The organism is uncultured Selenomonas sp. (assembly GCF_963528755.1).
In the GTDB taxonomy this organism is placed as follows: domain Bacteria; phylum Bacillota; class Negativicutes; order Selenomonadales; family Selenomonadaceae; genus Selenomonas.
In genome coordinates this window covers 135,557-153,991 of record NZ_CAURXA010000001.1, presented here as the reverse complement: position 1 = coordinate 153,991, position 18,435 = coordinate 135,557, and the positions used below count along the sequence as shown (strand labels likewise).

The 18,435-nt window shown below is 56.4% G+C and carries 14 protein-coding genes and 1 pseudogene; 5 read left to right on the top strand and 10 right to left on the bottom strand.

The window, feature by feature from the left end; all coding sequences use genetic code 11:
* Nucleotides 1–48: 48 nt before the first annotated feature.
* The 5 genes from RWS31_RS00690 to RWS31_RS00670 all read right to left on the bottom strand — a co-directional run bounded on the left by RWS31_RS00690 (nt 49) and on the right by RWS31_RS00670 (nt 6,484).
* Nucleotides 49–1,473, bottom strand: a complete 1,425-nt coding sequence (locus RWS31_RS00690) for a carbon starvation CstA family protein (RefSeq protein ID WP_314595313.1) — start codon at nt 1,471–1,473, stop codon at nt 49–51.
* A 278-nt stretch (nt 1,474–1,751) separates the two neighbouring features.
* Nucleotides 1,752–2,969 (bottom strand): ABC transporter permease, encoded by a 1,218-nt coding sequence (locus RWS31_RS00685; protein WP_399553714.1) that lies wholly within the window; start codon nt 2,967–2,969, stop codon nt 1,752–1,754.
* Nucleotides 2,970–2,981: 12 nt separating this feature from the next.
* Nucleotides 2,982–3,722, bottom strand: a complete 741-nt coding sequence (locus RWS31_RS00680; RefSeq protein ID WP_009645082.1) for an ABC transporter ATP-binding protein — start codon at nt 3,720–3,722, stop codon at nt 2,982–2,984.
* Between the two features lie 18 nt (nt 3,723–3,740).
* A complete protein-coding gene (locus tag RWS31_RS00675) occupies nt 3,741–4,880 on the bottom strand; it encodes an efflux RND transporter periplasmic adaptor subunit (RefSeq protein WP_314595311.1) in 1,140 nt (379 codons plus the stop codon).
* Complete coding sequence (locus RWS31_RS00670; protein WP_314595309.1) at nt 4,877–6,484, bottom strand: TolC family protein; 1,608 nt, start codon at nt 6,482–6,484, stop codon at nt 4,877–4,879. The genes RWS31_RS00675 and RWS31_RS00670 overlap by 4 nt, the downstream gene beginning before the upstream one ends.
* Before the next feature lie 155 nt (nt 6,485–6,639).
* Here RWS31_RS00670 and recQ point away from each other — a divergent pair, with 155 nt between their 5' ends.
* Nucleotides 6,640–8,421 carry a DNA helicase RecQ gene (gene recQ / locus RWS31_RS00665; protein WP_314595307.1) on the top strand — a complete coding sequence of 594 codons (1,782 nt, stop codon included), beginning with the start codon at nt 6,640–6,642 and terminating at the stop codon, nt 8,419–8,421.
* 74 nt (nt 8,422–8,495) lie between these two features.
* On the opposite strand, the gene RWS31_RS00660 is transcribed toward recQ, so the two are convergent.
* Nucleotides 8,496–9,653: an MFS transporter gene (locus RWS31_RS00660; RefSeq protein ID WP_314595305.1), complete on the bottom strand. Its 1,158-nt coding sequence runs from the start codon at nt 9,651–9,653 to the stop codon at nt 8,496–8,498.
* 158 nt (nt 9,654–9,811) lie between these two features.
* On the opposite strand from RWS31_RS00660, the gene RWS31_RS00655 reads away from it, so the two are divergent.
* The gene (locus tag RWS31_RS00655; RefSeq protein ID WP_314595303.1) at nt 9,812–10,684 is read left to right on the top strand and encodes an RsiV family protein; all 873 of its coding nucleotides are present in this window, start codon (nt 9,812–9,814) and stop codon (nt 10,682–10,684) included.
* 312 nt (nt 10,685–10,996) lie between these two features.
* Here the strand turns inward: RWS31_RS00655 and RWS31_RS00650 are convergent, their stop codons facing one another.
* From RWS31_RS00650 to RWS31_RS00635, 4 genes and pseudogenes are all read right to left on the bottom strand, one after another.
* On the bottom strand, nt 10,997–14,056 hold the full coding sequence (locus RWS31_RS00650; protein ID WP_314595302.1) for a type I restriction endonuclease subunit R: 3,060 nt from the start codon (nt 14,054–14,056) through the stop codon (nt 10,997–10,999).
* A gap of 22 nt (nt 14,057–14,078) precedes the next feature.
* Nucleotides 14,079–14,351 (bottom strand): helix-turn-helix transcriptional regulator, encoded by a 273-nt coding sequence (locus RWS31_RS00645; protein WP_314595300.1) that lies wholly within the window; start codon nt 14,349–14,351, stop codon nt 14,079–14,081.
* Between the two features lies 1 nt (nt 14,352).
* Nucleotides 14,353–14,623, bottom strand: a pseudogene (locus RWS31_RS00640) (type II toxin-antitoxin system RelE/ParE family toxin).
* A 243-nt stretch (nt 14,624–14,866) separates the two neighbouring features.
* Nucleotides 14,867–15,385 (bottom strand): restriction endonuclease subunit S, encoded by a 519-nt coding sequence (locus RWS31_RS00635; protein ID WP_314595297.1) that lies wholly within the window; start codon nt 15,383–15,385, stop codon nt 14,867–14,869.
* Between the two features lie 40 nt (nt 15,386–15,425).
* On the opposite strand from RWS31_RS00635, the gene RWS31_RS00630 reads away from it, so the two are divergent.
* The 3 genes from RWS31_RS00630 (at nt 15,426) to RWS31_RS00620 (ending at nt 18,428) form a co-directional block, all read left to right on the top strand.
* Complete coding sequence (locus tag RWS31_RS00630) at nt 15,426–15,764, top strand: transposase (protein ID WP_314595295.1); 339 nt, start codon at nt 15,426–15,428, stop codon at nt 15,762–15,764.
* Entirely contained in the window at nt 15,761–16,669 is a 909-nt protein-coding gene (locus RWS31_RS00625) for an IS3 family transposase (protein WP_314595293.1), read from the top strand. Before RWS31_RS00630 ends, RWS31_RS00625 begins: the two co-directional genes overlap by 4 nt.
* Nucleotides 16,670–17,021: 352 nt before the next feature.
* Complete coding sequence (locus RWS31_RS00620) at nt 17,022–18,428, top strand: MATE family efflux transporter (protein ID WP_314595291.1); 1,407 nt, start codon at nt 17,022–17,024, stop codon at nt 18,426–18,428.
* Nucleotides 18,429–18,435: the final 7 nt, after the last annotated feature.

Sequence of the window (18,435 nt, the reverse complement as noted above, 5' to 3'; positions counted from 1 at the left end):
TGTCATTCCATGACTCGTCCGCCTCTGCCGCACGGGCAGAAGAGGGATTCACTCATGTCGCAACACCGTCGTGCGCAAAAAGAGGAATAAAAAGAGCGCAGCGGCGGCAATACCGACGGGATATGTAACATCCGTTGAAAGGCCAAAGCCTTCCTTCGCCTGCAGGATGTACGTCACCGTGACGGCCGACATGAAGGTCGCAGGAATCATGCCGATGATGTAGTAGATTTTGCCGCGGAACGTACGATAGAGGTAGACCGATCCCGTCCACAGGACAATCATGGCCAGCGTCTGGTTCGTCCATGAGAAATAGCGCCAGATGATCGAGAAATCCATCTGTGTGAGGACAGCGCCGACACCAAGAATCGGCATGGCAAGCGCGAGACGCTTGTTCGTCGACTTCTGATCAAGACCGAGCCAGTCAGCGATCGTCAGGCGCGCCGAGCGGAACGCCGTATCGCCCGAAGTAATCGGGCAGGCGACGACACCAAGCAGTGCGAGAGCCGCCCCGACAGGGCCGAGGAAGCCGACGCAGATATCGTAGACGACGCCGCCAGGACCCGCGGACGAAAGCACGGCACCGAGGCCGCCCGTGCTCTCGTAGAAGGTCACGCCCGCCGCCGCCCAGACGAGAGCGATGAAGCCCTCAGAAACCATTGCGCCGTAAAAGACAGGGCGCGCGAGACGCTCATTCTTCAGGCAGCGCGCCATCATGGGCGACTGCGTGGCATGAAACCCCGAAATAGCGCCACAGGCGACCGTGATGAACATCAGCGGCCAGATCGGCATATTCTGCGGATGGAGATTCGCCAAAACCATCTCCGGCATGACGTGACCGCCGACGCCCGCAAGCATCGCCCCCATGATGCCGAACGCCATGACGATGAGACAGACGCCGAAAATCGGATAGAAACGCGCGATCAACGTATCGATCGGCAAAAGTGTCGCAAGGAAGTAATAAATCAAGATGATGATGAGCCAGATCTTGATCGCGCCGATAGAGCCGAGTGACAACAGCTTGCCATCAATAAGCATAGCAGGTCCTGTCGCGAAAACCGTGCCGACGAGGACGAGAAGCACAACTGAGAAAATGCGCATGATGAAGAGCATCGTCTTGCCCATGTGACTGCCGACGACCTCTGAGATGCTCTTGCCGTCTTCACGCAGAGAAATCATGCCCGACATATAGTCGTGCACACCGCCCGCGAAGATCGTGCCGAGAACGATCCAGAAATAGACGCACGGCCCCCAAAGCGCCCCCTGCAAAGCGCCGAAAATAGGTCCGAGACCAGCGATATTCAAAAGCTGGATCATGAAGACCTTCCACGTCGGCAGAGGAATGTAATCCACACCGTCATCGTGCACCAATGCAGGCGTCGGCTTGTCCGTAGGCGAGAAAATCACGTCGACAACCCTGCCGTAGATGACGTAGCCCAGAATCAAAGCGAGCAATGCCACCAAAAATGTAACCATCGCAAATCACTCTCCTTCTGTCCGTCAGTCTATAGACCGTCGTGCCGCCCCTCCTCTCCTTCATATAGGCAATATTCGGACTATTGTTGAAACATGTTTACGGATTCAATGTAAACCTTTTTCGCCAAGTTGTCAATAGTGTTTTCCAAAGAAAAAGAGGCTGTGACAACATGCTCTCGTATTTTGTCACAGCCCCATTCTTCTATGCGCTGCTGCACCGAGTTCTTCACGCATCTCACCGCAACGAACTTATTCAGTTCCCTATTTCCAGCAACTTTTTACTCGTAACGAAGCGCGTCGATCGGATCAAGCTTCGCGGCCTTCCTTGCCGGATAGATGCCAAAGAAGAGGCCGATGCCGACGGCGAACGAGAAGGATACGAGGATCGGAGTCGCCGTGATGACGGTCTTGAATTCGCCAAGGTGGGAGATGGCAACGGAGATGGCGCAGCCGAGGCAGATACCGAGGATGCCGCCGACGACGCCCATGACGACAGACTCGATGAGGAACTGCAGCATGATGTTGCCGAAGGTCGCGCCGAGCGCCTTCCGTATGCCGATCTCGCGCGTGCGCTCCGTGACGGAGACCATCATGATATTCATGATGCCGATGCCGCCGACGAGGAGCGAGATGCCCGCGATGCTGCCGAGGAGGATCGTCAGCATCGTCGTCTGCTGCGACATCGTCTCTACGAGACTCGTGAGGTTGTTGACGGTGAAGTCGTTCTCCTTGCCATTCAGGATGTGATGACGCTGGCGCAGCAACGTTTCGACCTCGCTCTGTACCTGGACGATCTTCGAGGCCTCGCTGACCTGCAGATTGATCATCTGGATGTGCGTGATGCCGAGAAGTCGCTCCTGCTCCGTCATCAGAGGCACGATGACCACATCATCCTGATCCTGCCCCATGGAGGACTGCCCTTTGCTCGCAAGGACGCCGATGATCTTGAACGGCTGGTTGTGGACGCGGATATTCTTGCCGATGGGGTTCTCACTGCCGAAGAGGTTCGCGGCGACGGTCGGACCGATGACGGCGACGCGCTGACGCTTGTCGTTGTCGGCCTGCGAGATGAAGGTGCCGACCGTCAGCGTGAGCGAGCGAATCGCCATGTACTCGGGCGTCACGCCCATGACGACGGTGTTCCAGTTCTGATTGCCGTAGACGATCTGATAGGAGCGCTGCACGATGGGCGAAACGTAGTCGATGTTCTTGATCTTCTTCTTGATCGCTACGGCATCGTCGTATTTGAGCGTCTCGCGCGATCCTGCCGCACCGCGAATACCACCCGAGTTCGCCGCGCCAGGCGTGACGATGAGCATGTTGCTGCCGAGGCTCGCCATCGAGTCCTCAACGTTGCTCTTGACCCCCATGCCGATGGAGACCATGGCGATAACGGCGGCGACGCCAATGATGATGCCGAGCATGGTGAGGATGGAGCGCATTTTGTTCGCAAAGAGTTCATGCAGGGCGATGGTGATGCTTTCCCAAATTAACAAGCGACTTCCCTCCTATACGACATCCATCTTGACGCCCCTGCCCTCGTCGCGCGTGATGAGACCGTCGCGCACGAGGAGCTGCCGACTCGCGCAGGCGGCGATGTCCGGCTCGTGCGTGACGAGGATAATCGTGCGCCCGGCGGCGTGAAGCTTCTCGAAGAGTTCCATGATCTCATGCGTCGACTTCGTATCGAGGTTGCCCGTCGGCTCATCTGCCATGACGATGTGCGGATCGTTGACGAGGGCGCGGGCGATGGCGACGCGCTGGCGCTGTCCGCCCGAAAGCTCGTTGGGTTGGTGGTCGGCGCGGTCAGCGAGACCGACGGCCTCCAAGAGGTGCATGGCACGCTCACGCCGCTCGCCTCTTCCAACGCCCGCATAGATGAGCGGCAGGGCGACGTTTTCAGCCGCGCTGCTCTTCGAGAGCAGGTTGAAGTTCTGAAATACGAAGCCGATCTTCTTATTGCGCGTGAGAGCGAGCGCGTCATCCGAGAGGTGCGCGACCTCCTCGCCGTCGAGTTTGTAAGAGCCTTCCGTCGGACGGTCGAGGCAGCCGAGGATGTTCATGAGCGTCGACTTACCCGAGCCGGATGGCCCCATGAGGGCGGCGAACTCGCCCTTTCGTATCGTAAGATCGACGCCCGCGAGCGCGGCGACGATCTGATCACCCATCGGATAGAGTTTTTTGATGCCCCGAAGCTCAATCGTTGCCTTTTCCTGCGCCGCTCGCTCTTCCTTCGCCTTTTGCTCCATGATCGTTCCTTTCCGCACTTACATCGGCGGGTGGCCGCCGCCCATCACAACCTGTGGCTGCGTCGCCGTGTAGGAAATCGATACGGTTTCGCCTTCGATGAGACCATCGAGGATTTCCACATAATCATCGCTGTAGATGCCCGTCTTGACAGGGCGGTTCTCCTTCGTGCCGTCGGGCATCTCAACGACGACGTAGGATCCCGAGGCGTCCGTCTTCAATGCGGCGATGGGAACGGCGAGTGCGCTGGGTTTCGTCGCCGTCTCGATTTCAAGACGTGCCGTCATGGCCGGCAGCAGCAGATTCTCGGGATCGTCGACATCGAGCGTCACATAGTAGTAGATAACGCTCGCCGTCGAAGTCGTCGTACTGCTCGAAGAGGACACGGTCTGCCAAGTGTTCGCGGTATCCGTCTGGCTGATCTTCGAGACGCGTGCCGTGAAGGTCTTGCCCGAGTGAGCATCGACCGTGAACGTCGCCTGCTGGCCGACCTTGATGTTGCCGATGTCCGTCTCATCGACCTTCGCCATGATCTGCTTCTTCGAGAGGTCGGCGATGCGCATGATGACAGTCGGATAGTCCGTGCCCGCCGTCGCCATCGTGCCCGCCGTCTTGGGCTTTCCGACGACGATGCCGCTGATCGGCGCCTGGATGATCGTCTCAGCGAGATCGGACTCCGTCTCTTCCAGGACACTCTTGGCAGCATCGTAGTTGTACTGCGCGTCCTCGAACGTCGTCTGCGGATTCGCGCCGATGCTGTAGAGGTAGGCTTCGCGGTCGTACTTCGCCTTTGCATTCGTGACCTTGAACTGTGCCTGATCGCGCTTCGTCACGAGCGACTTGGCGTCGAGCGTCGCAACCGTCTCGCCCGCCGTCACGATGTCGTTTTCCTTGACAAGCACATTCTTGATGCGTGCCGTGATCTTCGAGCTAACCTCGACGGAATCGACAGGAATGATCGTGCCCGTCGCCGACACGGTGGACTTCATCTCCATGCGCACTGCTGTCGCCGTCTCGCCCGCAGACTCCCGCATGGCCTTTTCCGCCTGCTGCGCCTCATAGTAGCTGTAGCCGCCGAAAGCGCAGCCAGCGAGGACGAGCGCGGTCACTGCTATCTTCGCCTTCGTACCGAAGGTGATGTCTTTGCCGAAAATCTTCATGCCCGTCCTCCATTTCCAGCTGCCGCTGCCGCCGCATTCGCTGCACTGTCTGGATCAGCTGCATGCGTCGCATTTGCCGCACTTGCCGCATTCGCTGTATTCATTGTATTCGAATCCTTCGCGCCTGCCACTCTTTCCTTCTGCACGGCGGGCTGCTTCGCCGCATCCACCTCAGACGCGCGGAAGGGAATGACCGTCTTGTCCTGACGCTCCTTCATCGCCTTCTCATTCTCTTCGTAAGCACGCACCGCATCCCTGCGGCTGATCTCTCCTCTCGCCAGCGGCACGGCATCCATGGCGTCTGCCGCACGCTGCTCGCTCTCCGTGAGGCTCTGCCCCATGGCGTTTTCCACCTGCGCTTTGCCGCGTGCAAAGTCGTACTGTGCACTGATGTGGTTCGTCTCCGCCTTCGAGAGCGCGAGCTGCGCGTCGATGACATCGAGCATGATGCCTTCACCCGCGCGGTACTTCTCGCGTGCGATGAAGTAGTCCTCCTTCGCCTTGTCTACGGCGTCCTGCGTCGAGTTCAGCCGGTTTTCCGCCTCCTTCATCGAGAAGTACGCCGCGCGGATGTCGTAATCCACATCGTTCCTGTCTTTTTCCAGCTGCAGCCGCGCCGCATCGAGCGCCGCTTCCGCCGCCTCGATGCGCGCCTTCTTCCTGTCGCCGTCAAAGATGTTCCAATTCATATTGATGCCTGCCGTCACGCCGCGGCTGCTGGCCGACGCAGGCTCAAAGTCCTTGTTCGCCGACGCGCTCAGTGAGAAGTCGACCTGCGGCGTATAGCCGGCCTTGACCACCTCGATGTCAAGCTCCTTGCGTACAACATCGTAATTGTCAATCCAAAGCTCCTTACGGTTCTCGACACCGAAGGCGAGGCAGTCGGAAAGCGCAGAGGCGAACGGGCTGTATACGGCATCGTCGGTGAGGCGAAGCGGCTCATCCCTGTCCATGTTCACAAGATTCCTAAGCTTCGCCAGACTGATTTCATAGTCGTTCTCCGACTTGATGAGCGTCTGGCGTGCATCGGAAAGCTCCACGGAGGCACGCAGCACGTCCATGCGCGCCTTGCTGCCCGCCGAGAAAAGCTGTTCGACGTTCGTCAAATGCGCCTGGTAATTGTCGACGGACGCCTTGTTCACACCGACGGTCTTCTTCGCCTGTAGCGCGTTGTAATACGCCTCAATGACAGAAAGACGCAGCTTTTCCTCGGCGCGTGCCGTCTTGAGGCGCGCCGTCAAGATGGCGATCTTGGCGCTGTCGATACCGCCGCTCGCCTTGCCGCCGTCCCAGATATTGATGCCGCCCTTGACAGATGCATTAAGTCCCGACGACGTCGTGTTGCCGCGATCATTCCAATTTCTGCCTACGGAATAGCCGCCCGAAGCGCTGACGGAGAAGCCTTTTTCGCTCTTCGCCTCGCCGAGTGAAGCAAGCGCCGACTCCTCCGCCTGCTTCGTGATCTTCAGATCCGCATTCTGCGAAAGCGCAAGCTCGACCGCTCCCGCAAGCGAAAGGTCAGCTGCCGCTCCCACGGATGACATGCTGTAAAGGAAAGCTCCCGCCAACAAAAGCGACCAAGGCTTCCTGCGCCATTTCTTCATCGTCTCTCTCCTCCCCAAGGGATATATTTCCACTTATGTTGCTTATTATACTGCCCGTTCCCTCGTCTAACAATAAGAAATCGCTGAGCTTTAGAGGGATTTAACGATTTTTCGCGAAAGGTGTAGAATAAAAAATAAGGAAAGGAAGTCCATCCATGCCTGAGCAAAACTTCGCCCGTGCGCTGCAGATCCTGCAGCAGACCTTCGGCTACAAGAGCTTCCGCTCTGCACAGGAGACCGTCGTCAAGAGCCTGCTCGAAGGCCGCGAGACCGTCGCCATCATGCCCACGGGCGCGGGAAAATCCATCTGCTTCCAAGTGCCCGCGCTGCTGCTCCCGGGCATCACGCTCGTCATCTCGCCTTTGATCTCGCTGATGAAAGATCAGGTCGACGCGCTTACGGAGGCCGGTGCGCCCGCGACATTCATCAACAGCTCGCTTGGGCAGGCGGAGGCTCGCACAAGGCTCAGTGCCATCGCACAAGGCGCGTACAAGATCGTCTATGTCGCGCCCGAGCGGCTCGAAACCGACTTCTTCCAATCCCTGCTGCAAGAGCAGACCGTTTCCTTCATCGCCATCGACGAGGCGCACTGCCTGTCTCAGTGGGGGCACGACTTTCGCCCAAGCTATCGCGCCATCGCGCCCTTCATCGAACGTCTGCCGAAGCGTCCTTTGATCGGCGCCTTCACGGCGACGGCGACGCCGCGCGTCAAAGACGACATCATCTCACTCCTCGCGCTTCACCGCCCCGCCGTGCACGTCGCAGGCTTCGACCGACCAAACCTCTTCTTCGGCGTCCTCACAGGCGTCGACCGCAGGGACTTCATTGCGAACTACCTGCGCACGCATCGCGAAGAAGCCGGCATCATCTACTGTGCGACGCGCAAGGAGACGGACGCCCTGAGCCGCTTTCTGCAGCAAAAAAAATTCGCCGTCAGTCCCTACCATGCGGGACTCAGCGACGAAGAGCGTTCAAAGGCGCAGGACGACTTTCTCTACGACAACGTGCAGGCGATCGTCGCGACAAATGCCTTCGGCATGGGCATCGACAAGTCGAACGTGCGATTCGTCATCCACTACAACATGCCGAAAAACATCGAGTCGTACTATCAGGAGGCGGGACGCGCGGGACGCGACGGCGAACCGGGCGAATGCATCCTGCTCTTCTCGCCGCAGGACGTCATGACGCAGAAATACCTGATCGACATCTCGACCGAGGATGCCGCGCGTAAGGCGCACGAACTCGGCTGCCTGCAGAAGATGTCCGACTACTGCCACACGCCCGAATGCCTGCGCTCCTTCATCCTGCGCTACTTCGGCGAGGAAAGCCCCGCCGTCTCGTGCGAGCGCTGCAGCAGCTGCAAGGGCGACTTCGAGCGACGAGACGTGACGCTTGATGCGCAGAAAATCTTTTCGTGCGTCTACCGCATGAGAGGACGCTACGGCATGACGCTGACAGCGCAGGTGCTCAAAGGCTCCGCCGAGCAGCGCGTGCGCACGCTGCACCTCGACGAACTGTCGACCTACGGCATCATGCAGGAGCAGACGCTCGCCGAGATCAAGCGCTCGATTCAACGCTTCATCGCCACGGGGTATCTCTCGCTCACCGAGAGCGAATACCCCGTGCTGCAGCTCGCAGAACCCGCCTACGCTGTGCTGCGCGGCAAGGAGCAAGTCTTCCAAAACTTCCCCCGAAAACAGAAGGAAAAGCCCGTAGACATCTCACTCTTCGACTACCTCCGCGCACTCAGAAAAAAGCTAGCCGCACGCGACCGCGTGCCGCCCTACGTCATCTTCTCCGATGCAACACTGCGCGACATGTGCCAAGTACTGCCCGAAACGCTCGACGACTTCCTGCACGTCAAGGGCGTCGGCGAAAGAAAATGCGCGCGCTACGGCGAGGCTTTTCTCGCGTGCATCAAAGAGCATCGCCCATAAGCGAAAAGGCGGCGCAAGAGTTTTTGCTGCTGCCCTTGCGCCGCCTTTGGAAGCGCACGCCGATGAAATTTTTCTCACGCCACCTTACGGAACACATGCAGCCCAATGAGAAGCTGTACGAAGAGCAGCACAGCCAATAGTGCGAACGACGCCAAAAGGCTCGTGCTGTGTGCGATGAAACCGATGGCGGCAGGCCCCATGAGCACGCCGAGGTAACCGCACGTCGACACCGCCGCGACCGCCGCATTGATCGTCATATCCTGCTGCTTTCCCATCAATGAGAAGAAAATCGGCACGATGTTCGCGCAGCCGAACCCGATCGCGAAGAAACCAGGGAAGATGAGCCACGCGGAAGACGAAACAATCACGAGCAAGAAACCCGCGATGGCAATGACCGAACCGAAGAATACGACGCGGCGCGCACCCAGGCGATTGACAGTCGCATCACCCAAGAGCCGCATGAGGAGCATCGCCGCAGAAAAGACAGCGAAGCCCGTGCCCGCAAGAGACATGTCCATCGCGCGCACCTCCGTGAGAAACACGCCCGACCAGTCCATGACAGCGCCCTCGACGAGGAAGGATATACCGGCGACCGCCGCGACAAAGGCGACGATGCCGTGCGGCACGGCGAGCGCTCTGCCCTCGGGTGCACTCCTGCCCGCGAGCAAAAATCGCGCGAATGCGAGCACCAAGAGCACGATGATGCCCGCCGAACACGCCGTCGCGCCCAAGGGGGTGAATCCGAGCGCCATCCAAACGCCGAAAAGTCCCGCCCCCATGAAACCGCCCACGCTCCAAAGCGCGTGCATGCCGCTCATCACGCGTCTCTTCAAAAGCTGCTCTACGCGCACGGCATGGATATTGATCGTGACATCGATAATTCCCATGGAAGAGCCGAACAAAAGAAGCGTCGGCACAGCAAGAACGATATTGTCCACCCTGACAAGAGCCACAAGAAGCGCCGCAAAGACGAGCGAATCGACAGCGATCACGCGGCGGCAGCCGAAATGCCCGGCCAATACTCCTGCAAAAGGCATCGTCACCAGTGAGCCGACGCCGATGCAAAGAAGCAAGAGTCCAAGCACATCCTCAGCGACGCCGAGCCGCGCCTTCAAAAGCGGCACGAGAGGCGCCCAAGATGCCACGCCGAAGCCGCCGACAAAGAAAAAAGCCTGATTGGCGCGATGCAGCAAACTGCGCGAGCGATCAACGGGCAAACTGTTGTTTTGCATATTCAACCCCCTTGTTCTAGGGGAGACTAACACATTCCCGATGGCTTGTCAACCGATAAACAGCAGCCTAAACGAAGTCTTGCTGCAACTTCACATACGATTTTGCACACGAAAAAAGTAAAATATATTGCAGAGCCATCAAAAAGGAGGTTCATCCCATGAAAAAAATCCACGCACTCTCCCTCGCAACCGTCCTCTTGCTCGCTCCTTTTGCGCCTGTCTCAGACACCTTGCCCCTTGCATCCACCGCCCATGCGGCAGCGCAGCAAGATACAATCAAAGAGTACACGCGTCCGGCAAAGACTTCCGCCGACAAAGACGAGGAACGCTCCGTCAAAGCTCCCGTGCCGTGGCTCCTCGTCGAAGACCATCGCATCGAGGCCTTGAATGCCAACGGCAAATGCGTGACCTACAGCAGTCATCCTGTACTTCACGTCAAAGGCGAAGAGCGCGAAACGCTCTCTCGCGCCCTCGACGCCTGGAACAAGCACGAGGCGCAAGCTGCAAAAAAGGGCTTCGATTTCGCCTATGAATGCAAGAACGGCGACCGCCAAGGCGGCTTCCTCGAAGACATCGCCTACTTCGACTACTCTGTCATCACGAAGTGGGGACGCGTCGACAAACAAATGATCAGCTTCCGCAGCTTCGGCATCTCCTACACCGGCGGCATACACCCGATGCACGGCGAAGGCGGCACGACCTTCGACGCAAAGACAGGAAAAGAGGTCCCCCTCGCCTCCATCGTCACAAGCCGCGAAGCTTTGCTCCGAGCGCTCGCCGCCGCCTTCCGCACCCAATACCCTAGACGCGAGGAGGATCTCTTCGCCTACGACATTGAAGAGCAGCTCAAACGATTCCACAGGCCGGAAAAAGGATTTGATACCTTCTCCTGGTACATGGGTACGCGCGGCGAACTCGTCTTCCTCTACCCGCCCTACGCTCTCGCCCCCTACGCCTCCGGCGACTTCACGCTGACCATCGAGCGCGCGGACGCCCCCGAGCTTTTCACCGAGGCTTATCCGTTGAAGTGACAACAGACGCCCTCTGCCGTCACCAACGACATCGAGACGCCGCAAGGTCTGCATGTCGGCAGCACCACCGCCGATATCGAGCGCGCCTTCAGCTATCTGCCCGAGGGACTTGAAGGCAACAGCGGCGAACCCGACTATGCCTATAGCTATGAAAGATCCGACTCCTCCCTCATCTTCTACACCCATGAAGACGACACAATCTACGAAATCCGCCTGATGGAGGATCTGTTCTAGTGCAGTGCAAAAATAAAAAACAGATGCGGTCTGTATAGTTTCAATACAGACCGCATCTGTTTTTTGCAGGCGATTCCCTCACTCCTCCACCAGCCCCATAAACGTCGCGAAAAACGCCTTGAGCTTTTCGATGACGCCCGCCTTCTTCTCGGCGCGAGCGCCGCCGAAGCGGCGCACGGGCGGCAGAATCGTGTCGATCGCCGTGCCCGTCGTCTTGAACCTGCCGTCGCGCAGCGCACTTCGGACGAACTTCTCCGTCTCCTCGGGCTTCAGCTTCTCCTCCTGCACGATTTTCTCAAGCGCCTTTTCCTTCTCCGCATCGACATAGGTGCGCCAGTCCTCCATCACCTTCGTACTCGTGTTGACCGTCTTGATGAAGCCGTCAATCAGCTCCTTCTTGCTCCGAAGCTCGGGACTTGCGCCGACCGCGCGGTCGATCGCGCCGATGATGCTCTGATCGAGGCCGTTCGATGCATGATACTTCTCCACGAGCAGAAGAATGTAGTCGATATTGATGTCCACCTGCCGGATCAATTCCAGCTCGAACACGACATCGTCGTTGATGTTCTCCTTCTCCGCATTTCCTGCACCCATCATCTCGCGATGAATGTCCAAGTACATGCTCTGGTAATCTTGCAAATCGCGCGGCGGCAGGAGAGGATCATTTTCCTCAAAATCATCAAACGCCGTGAGAATGTTCCTGAGGCGCAGAATGTTGCCGAAGATGCGCACGAAATCCTTCTGCGCCTGCTCGCCCAAGATCGGCTCACCGACAGCGAACTTCTCGCGCAGCTCCAGGATAAGCTCCGCATAGCCCTTGTGGTGACGACCGCTCGCATCGTCATAGCCGTCGTAGTAGTCACGAAAACCGCGCAGTAGCACGACGCTCTCGGCATTCTCATCACCGAAAAGCGAGATTGCATCGTCCGTCGCTTTCGCCAGATTGCGAAAAGCAACGATATTGCCAAACGTCTTGACCGAATTCAAAATGCGGTTCGTGCGTGAAAACGCCTGAATCAGCCCATGGTACTTGAGGTTCTTGTCCACCCAAAGCGTGTTGAGCGTCGTCGCGTCAAAGCCGGTGAGGAACATATTGACGACGATGAGCAAATCGATCTCGCGCTTCTTCATGCGCTGAGAAAGATCCTTGTAATAATTCTGGAAGGAATCCCTGTCCGTCGAAAAATTCGTAGAAAAACGCGCATTATAGTCCGCAATCGCGTCCGAAAGAAAGTCGCGGCTCGTGCGGTCAAGCCCCGCCGTATCAAAATCCTCATCGGGCAAAGCGTCCTCGGGATCGTCCTCGTTCGCCGCATAGCTGAAAATCGTCGCAACCGCAAGGTCGCGCCCCGCCGCTGCAAGCTGACGCTTGAACTCCTCGTAATACTTCATGCAGACAGGAATCGACACGACCGCGAACATCGAATTGAACCCCAGCACGCGCTGTCCCTTGAGCGAATACGCCTTGCCGCGCATCGTCTTCTGATCGAAATGCGCGAGGATATATTCCGTCACGACACGGATGCGCTCGGGCGCGGCGAGCGCCTTCTCGCGGTCGATGGCACGCACTTCCTTGTCCTCGATCTCCGCCTTGCTCTTCATCGTGTTGATGTAGTCAATGCGAAACGGCAGTACATTGCCGTCGTTGATGGCGTTCACAATCGTATAGGTATGGAGCTTGTCGCCGAAAAGCTGCGGCGTCGTCCGCGCCGAAGGCTTGCCCGCGCCCGACGCATTCGGCGCGAAGATCGGCGTTCCCGTAAAGCCGAAGATATGATACTTCTTGAACGCCTTCGCAATCACCGTGTGCATGTCGCCGAACTGTGAACGATGGCACTCATCGAAAATCAGCACGACATGCTTGCCGTAAATCGCGTGCGTCTTGTTCTGCTTGATGAACATGGCGAGCTTCTGAATCGTCGTGACGACGATTCGCGCCGCGTCATGCGCGAGCTGCCCCGCGAGCACGCGCGTCGACGTATTGCCGTTCGCCGCGCCCTTTTCAAAGCGGTCGTACTCCTTCATCGTCTGATAGTCAAGATCCTTGCGGTCGACCACGAAGAGCACCTTGTCGATATCCGAAAGCCCTGCGGCAAGCTGCGCCGTCTTGAACGAAGTCAGCGTCTTGCCCGAACCCGTCGTGTGCCAGATATAGCCGCCGCCCTCGATCTTGCCCCAAGTCTTGTAATTCGACGCGATCTTGATGCGCGACAAAATGCGCTCCGTCGCCGCAATCTGGTACGGACGCATGAGCATCAGCACCTCTTCCGTCGTAAAGATCGAATAGCGCGTCAAGACGGCGAGCAGGGTATGCTTCGCGAGGAACGTACGTCCGAAATCCATGAGATCCGTGATGAGGCGATTGCTCGCATCCGCCCAAAACGACGTGAACTCAAAGCTGTTGCTCGTCTTCCTGCTCGCCCTGCGCCCCGCCGCATCCATCTCGCGGATATGACTTGCACGCGTCGTATTGGAATAATACTTCGTATTCGTCCCGTTCGAAATGATGAACACCTGCACATACTCATACAGCCCCGCACCCGCCCAGAAGCTGTCGCGCTGGTAGCGGTTGATCTGGTTGAACGCCTGCCGAATCTCCACGCCGCGCCGCTTCAGCTCCAAATGCACGAGCGGCAAGCCGTTGACGAGAATTGTCACATCGTAGCGGTTCGCATGAGCCGCCGCCGTCTCTGCTTGAGCGTCCGCGCCGCCCTTCACCGCATATTGGTTGATGACCTGCAAACGATTGTTGTAAATGTTCTCCTTGTCGATCAGCTTGATGTTCTTCGTCGTTCCGTCATCGCGCCGAAGATTCTGAATGTAATCCGTCTGAATGCGCCGCGTCTTCTCTGCAATGCCGTCGCCCGCAGGCGCGATCGACGCCTTGAAGAACCGCTCCCACTCCGCATCGCTGAACGCATACTCGTTGAGCGCCGAAAGCTGCTCCCGAAGATTCGCGATCAGCTCCGCCTCGTCGTGAATCCGAAGATACGTATAGCCCTCCTCTTCCAGCAGAGCGATCAAAGCCCGCTCAAGCGCCGCCTCCGACTGATACGCCGCATACGGCGCACGCTCCTCGCGAACATACTGCGCAAGCACCGTGCTCTCTTCTGCGCTTGCAATCAGGTTATAGTACAATATACTGACCTCCTCACCCCCATCAGACAAAACTCACTCGGACTTCCTTTCCCAGTGCCTTTGCAATCTTATCGAGCGTCACCAAAGACGGCATCGCCTGTCCTTTTTCAATGCGACTGATGTTCGATTGGCGAACCCCCGATTTCTCCGCCAATTCTTTTTGCGTCAAATCCTGCTCCATGCGTGCCGTAATAAGAAGTTCTGTAAGGGCAAATTCCAAACGTGTCCGTTCGTGTTCTTCGCGAAAAGCGGGATCTTTCATCTGCTCTGCAATATAGCGATCTAAATCGTCCATGTCATTTCCCCTCTCTCTCGCAATAAATCACACGATATCTTTTCGCACGTTCGATTTCTCGTACCGGAGTCCTCTGCGTTTTCTTAATGAATCCATGCGTTAAAACTATCCTCTTTTCCGCAAAGAAGAAATACAGCACGCGCGTAAATATCTTTTCCCCATCTTGTCCGGAGTTCAAAAATCCCATCCCCCAACGGCTTGGAATAGGGTTCACGCAAGAACGTCCCGTGAATCTGCAAATGTTTGAGATTATCAAGAATCTTGTTTCTCATCTTGACATCCAATTCATCAAGAAACTCTTTCACTGGTTGTTTCCCAGAATCAGTTGAGAAAAAAATTATTTCAAACACCAAAACAGCTCCTCAGCTTGATTATATTCCTTTTGAGGAATATAATCAAATCTATCATATCGCTTGCCGTGTTCCTATATCGTTGCTATCTTTCAACGCCTGCCAATCGCGCCGCGCTTTCGGCTTGCGCTCTTGGGGCGTTTTCGCATACGACCTTTTCGCCAATCAGCTGCGCTCTTCGAGCTTGCTTCTTGGAAAGGTCAGCAGTCGGTCACGGTAGTATTCATACTGCTTCTTGCGTGCGGCGATCTCGGCGGGGAGGCCCTGCGTGAGATCATTACAGAGCGTGTCGAAACGATCGAGGATGGAGACGATTTTTGCCTGGACTTCGAGCGGTGGGATGGGGAATGAAAAGGTCTTTAGTTTTGCAACAGTAATAATTGGCATTCCACCTCTCTGGTTGGCGTTCTTCTTGCACCACACTGCAAGCACATGAAAATAATAAAACGCGAATTTTATGTTAAGTATTTCTTGAAATCCCTCCTTTATCGAGAAATTTGTCATTTGCTGGTTAGATAAAGATGGCTTCATAAGTAACGCATATTCGCCGATCGTGGCAGTGGTTGCCATCAAAAGAGAATTTGCAGGATATAGACTGCTCTTTATACTAGAAGGATGTATGTGTTGAATGGCGTCATATAATATTCTGATGTTGTATAAATAAAGTTGACAACTTCTTCGCAAGGAATTGATGTATAATTAACGCTGAGAAGGAGAGGTCAAAATGGCAACAAACAAGCAATATGATCACAAGTTCAAAGTTCAAGCAGTAAAACTCGCCCAAGAAATCGGTCAGGCGAAGGCTGCTAGTGAATTGGGGATTTCAAAAAACACCATGTACACGTGGAGCCGTGCCCACCGTATGGGATATCTTGATCTTGGACACGGTACACAAACACCCACGAGCGCCATGTCCCTGCATGAAGAAATCACCCAGCTTCGTGCACAACTCAAAGCGCAGGATAAAGAGATTCGGCGGCTAAAGAAAGAGAACGACTTTCTGGAAGAAGCAAGCGCTTTTTTCGCCGCCAGCCGTCTGAAGTCAACAAAAACGAACGCATGAATTTCATCGCGATCAAGACCTCAGATGGCGCAATCAAAGGAAACATCAGCTTCTATTGCAAGATTCTCGATATCACGAGGCAGGGATTCTATCAGTACTTGTCAAACAAAGATCGTCCGTGGAAATATCAGGCGCTAGCCGATGCCATGATGCAGATTCATGCGGAGGATGAATGCAATGACACCTACGGAAGAATCCGCATGTGGCAAGCACTCAAAATCAAGCAGCCGGAAGGCGTCCATATCCCGAGCGGGCGAACGGTTTACCGCGTCATGGAAGAAATCGGACTTAGCCATCGCCCCAACCGAAAGCCGAACGGTATCACCAAAGCAGATCGAGCGGCACAAATGTCGGAAGATCTTCTGCGGCGCGATTTTCATGCCGATACGCCTCTTTCCAAATGCATTACGGACGTGACGGAAATCAAGGCATGTGATGGAAAACTCTATATTTCAGCGCTCTTCGATTGCTTTGACTCTGGTGTACTCGGTCTTTCCGTGGATACGAACATGAAAGCCCCCTTGTGTGTCAAGATGCTCGCTAACGCTATGCTTTCCTATCCGAAACTCAAAGGGGCAATTCTGCATTCCGATCGCGGCAGCCAATATACGAGTCAGTTATATCGAAAAGCTGTTCAAGACTACGGGATTCAGCAAAGCATGAACAGCGCTGGTGGTCGCTGTCATGACAACGCACGCTGTGAGAGCATGTGGGCTCGAATGAAGTCGGAACTGCTTTATGGTCGTTATGACACGCAAAAGGTGACGACGGAAGAATTGAAGGTGTTAATTTGGCGATATTTCATGAGCTATTGGAACAACCGCCGAATTTGTTCAAGAAATGGCGGACTTCCTCCGATGGTGAAACGCCAACAGTTCTATGATTCCCTGGACGTAGTTTCTTAAGATTTCATTTCCTTGTGGGGAATTTGTCAACTGATCTTGACAATATCAAAACCACCATTATACCAGAAGCACCCTTGTGTCATTCTTTTATTTCAACAATTGTTGCACTTAGATTGTACATTCGCCGAGCATTATCGTCCTGCACGATTTGAATCTGCTCGCATCCGCCGCAGATCAGGTCGTCGTCCTGCACGAAAAGAAGCTGTATGCGGAGGGATCCGTCAAGGACATCCTCACGGAGCGCATGTTCCGCGATGTGTACCGGATGGACGTGGAGTTCTGCCGAACTGCCGCAGGGCATACGGTAATAGTTCCTATTTCGCCCTGCCGCACGGAAGTATAAGGGCGGGACATGAATCCGATCGTACGGTTCTTTGCACTCGAACCCCATTTGGGTGCAGGTGAAAAACAGGGCAATATCCCGCCGGCAAAGGCGCTGTACCGGGATTATTGGCGCGTGGCGTGGCCGACGGCGCTCAAGGGCATCTTCATCAACCTCATCCTGCTCGCGGATCTCGTCATGGTCGGGAGTCTCGGCATCGCGCAGGCGGCGGCGATCGGGATCGTCAGCCAGCCGAAGATGCTCATGCAGATGTTCGGCAAGGCGCTCGGCACGGGTGTCACGGCGGTCACTGCGCGCAGAAAAGGCGCGCGCGACTACCGCTCGCTCAACAGCTGCATCAAGCAGTCGCTGGCGCTGACCGTTCCGGTCTACGCCGTGCTTGCGAGCCTTGGCTATATATACCGCGAAGAGATTCTGCGGCTCATGGGCGCGAACGACGAATACATCAGATACGCGCTCGTCTATTTCACATATCTGATCGGCGCGCTGTTTTTCAAGGCGATGTCGGCGATCCTCACTGCCGTGCAGATCGGCATCGGGCAAACGAAGATCATCCTGCAGGCGAGCGTCGCAGGAAACCTCGTCAACGTCTGCCTGAACTATGTGCTGATCTTCGGCGCATTCGGCTTCCCGCGGATGGAGATCAAGGGCGCGGCGATCGCGACGATCATCGGGGAAGCGGTGATCGTCCTCGTCCTCCTCTATGCCGTGCTCCGGCAGCGACAAGAAGGCGTCGATCTGCGCGAGCAGGGAACATTTGCCTTCGAGCGGAAAACCCTGTCCCCCGTGCTGGAGGTCGGCACGAATTCCTTCCTGGAGCAGATCTTTGAGCGGTTCGGACTGCTCGTCTTTGCCCGCCTGATCGCCGAGCTCGGCACGGTTGCCGTCAGGACGCACCACTACTGCATCATCCTGTGGGATCTCTATTATTATTTCGGGCGCGGCATGAGTACGGCAAGCGCATCCTTTGCCGGGCGAAAGCTCGGGGAGAAGCGCCGCGACCTCGCGCGTCTCTATATGAAAGCGGCGCAAAAGTCGGGGCTTATCATCTCGCTCGCCGTCGCCGCCGCGATTCTGCTGCTGCGCGGAACAATTTTTTCCGCGATGATTGCAGACATGGATGCCGTCGCGCTCGGTGCGGGCATCCTCGCCATTGTCGCTGTTCTCGTCGTGCCGCAGACGCAGGCGCAGGTGCTTGCGGGCACACTGCGCGGGGCGGGGGACAGCCGCTTCATCGCGCAGTATTCGCTCTTTGTCAGCGCGATCCTGCGCTCCGGCATTGCATATGTTTTAGCCTTTCCCCTCGGGATGGGGCTCTATGGGATATGGGGCGCGCTGCTCATCGACGAAGCGCTCAAGATGCTCTTGACACAGTACCGCATCGGTAAAGGCATTTGGCTGACCAAAGAGCTCTGAGACGCGA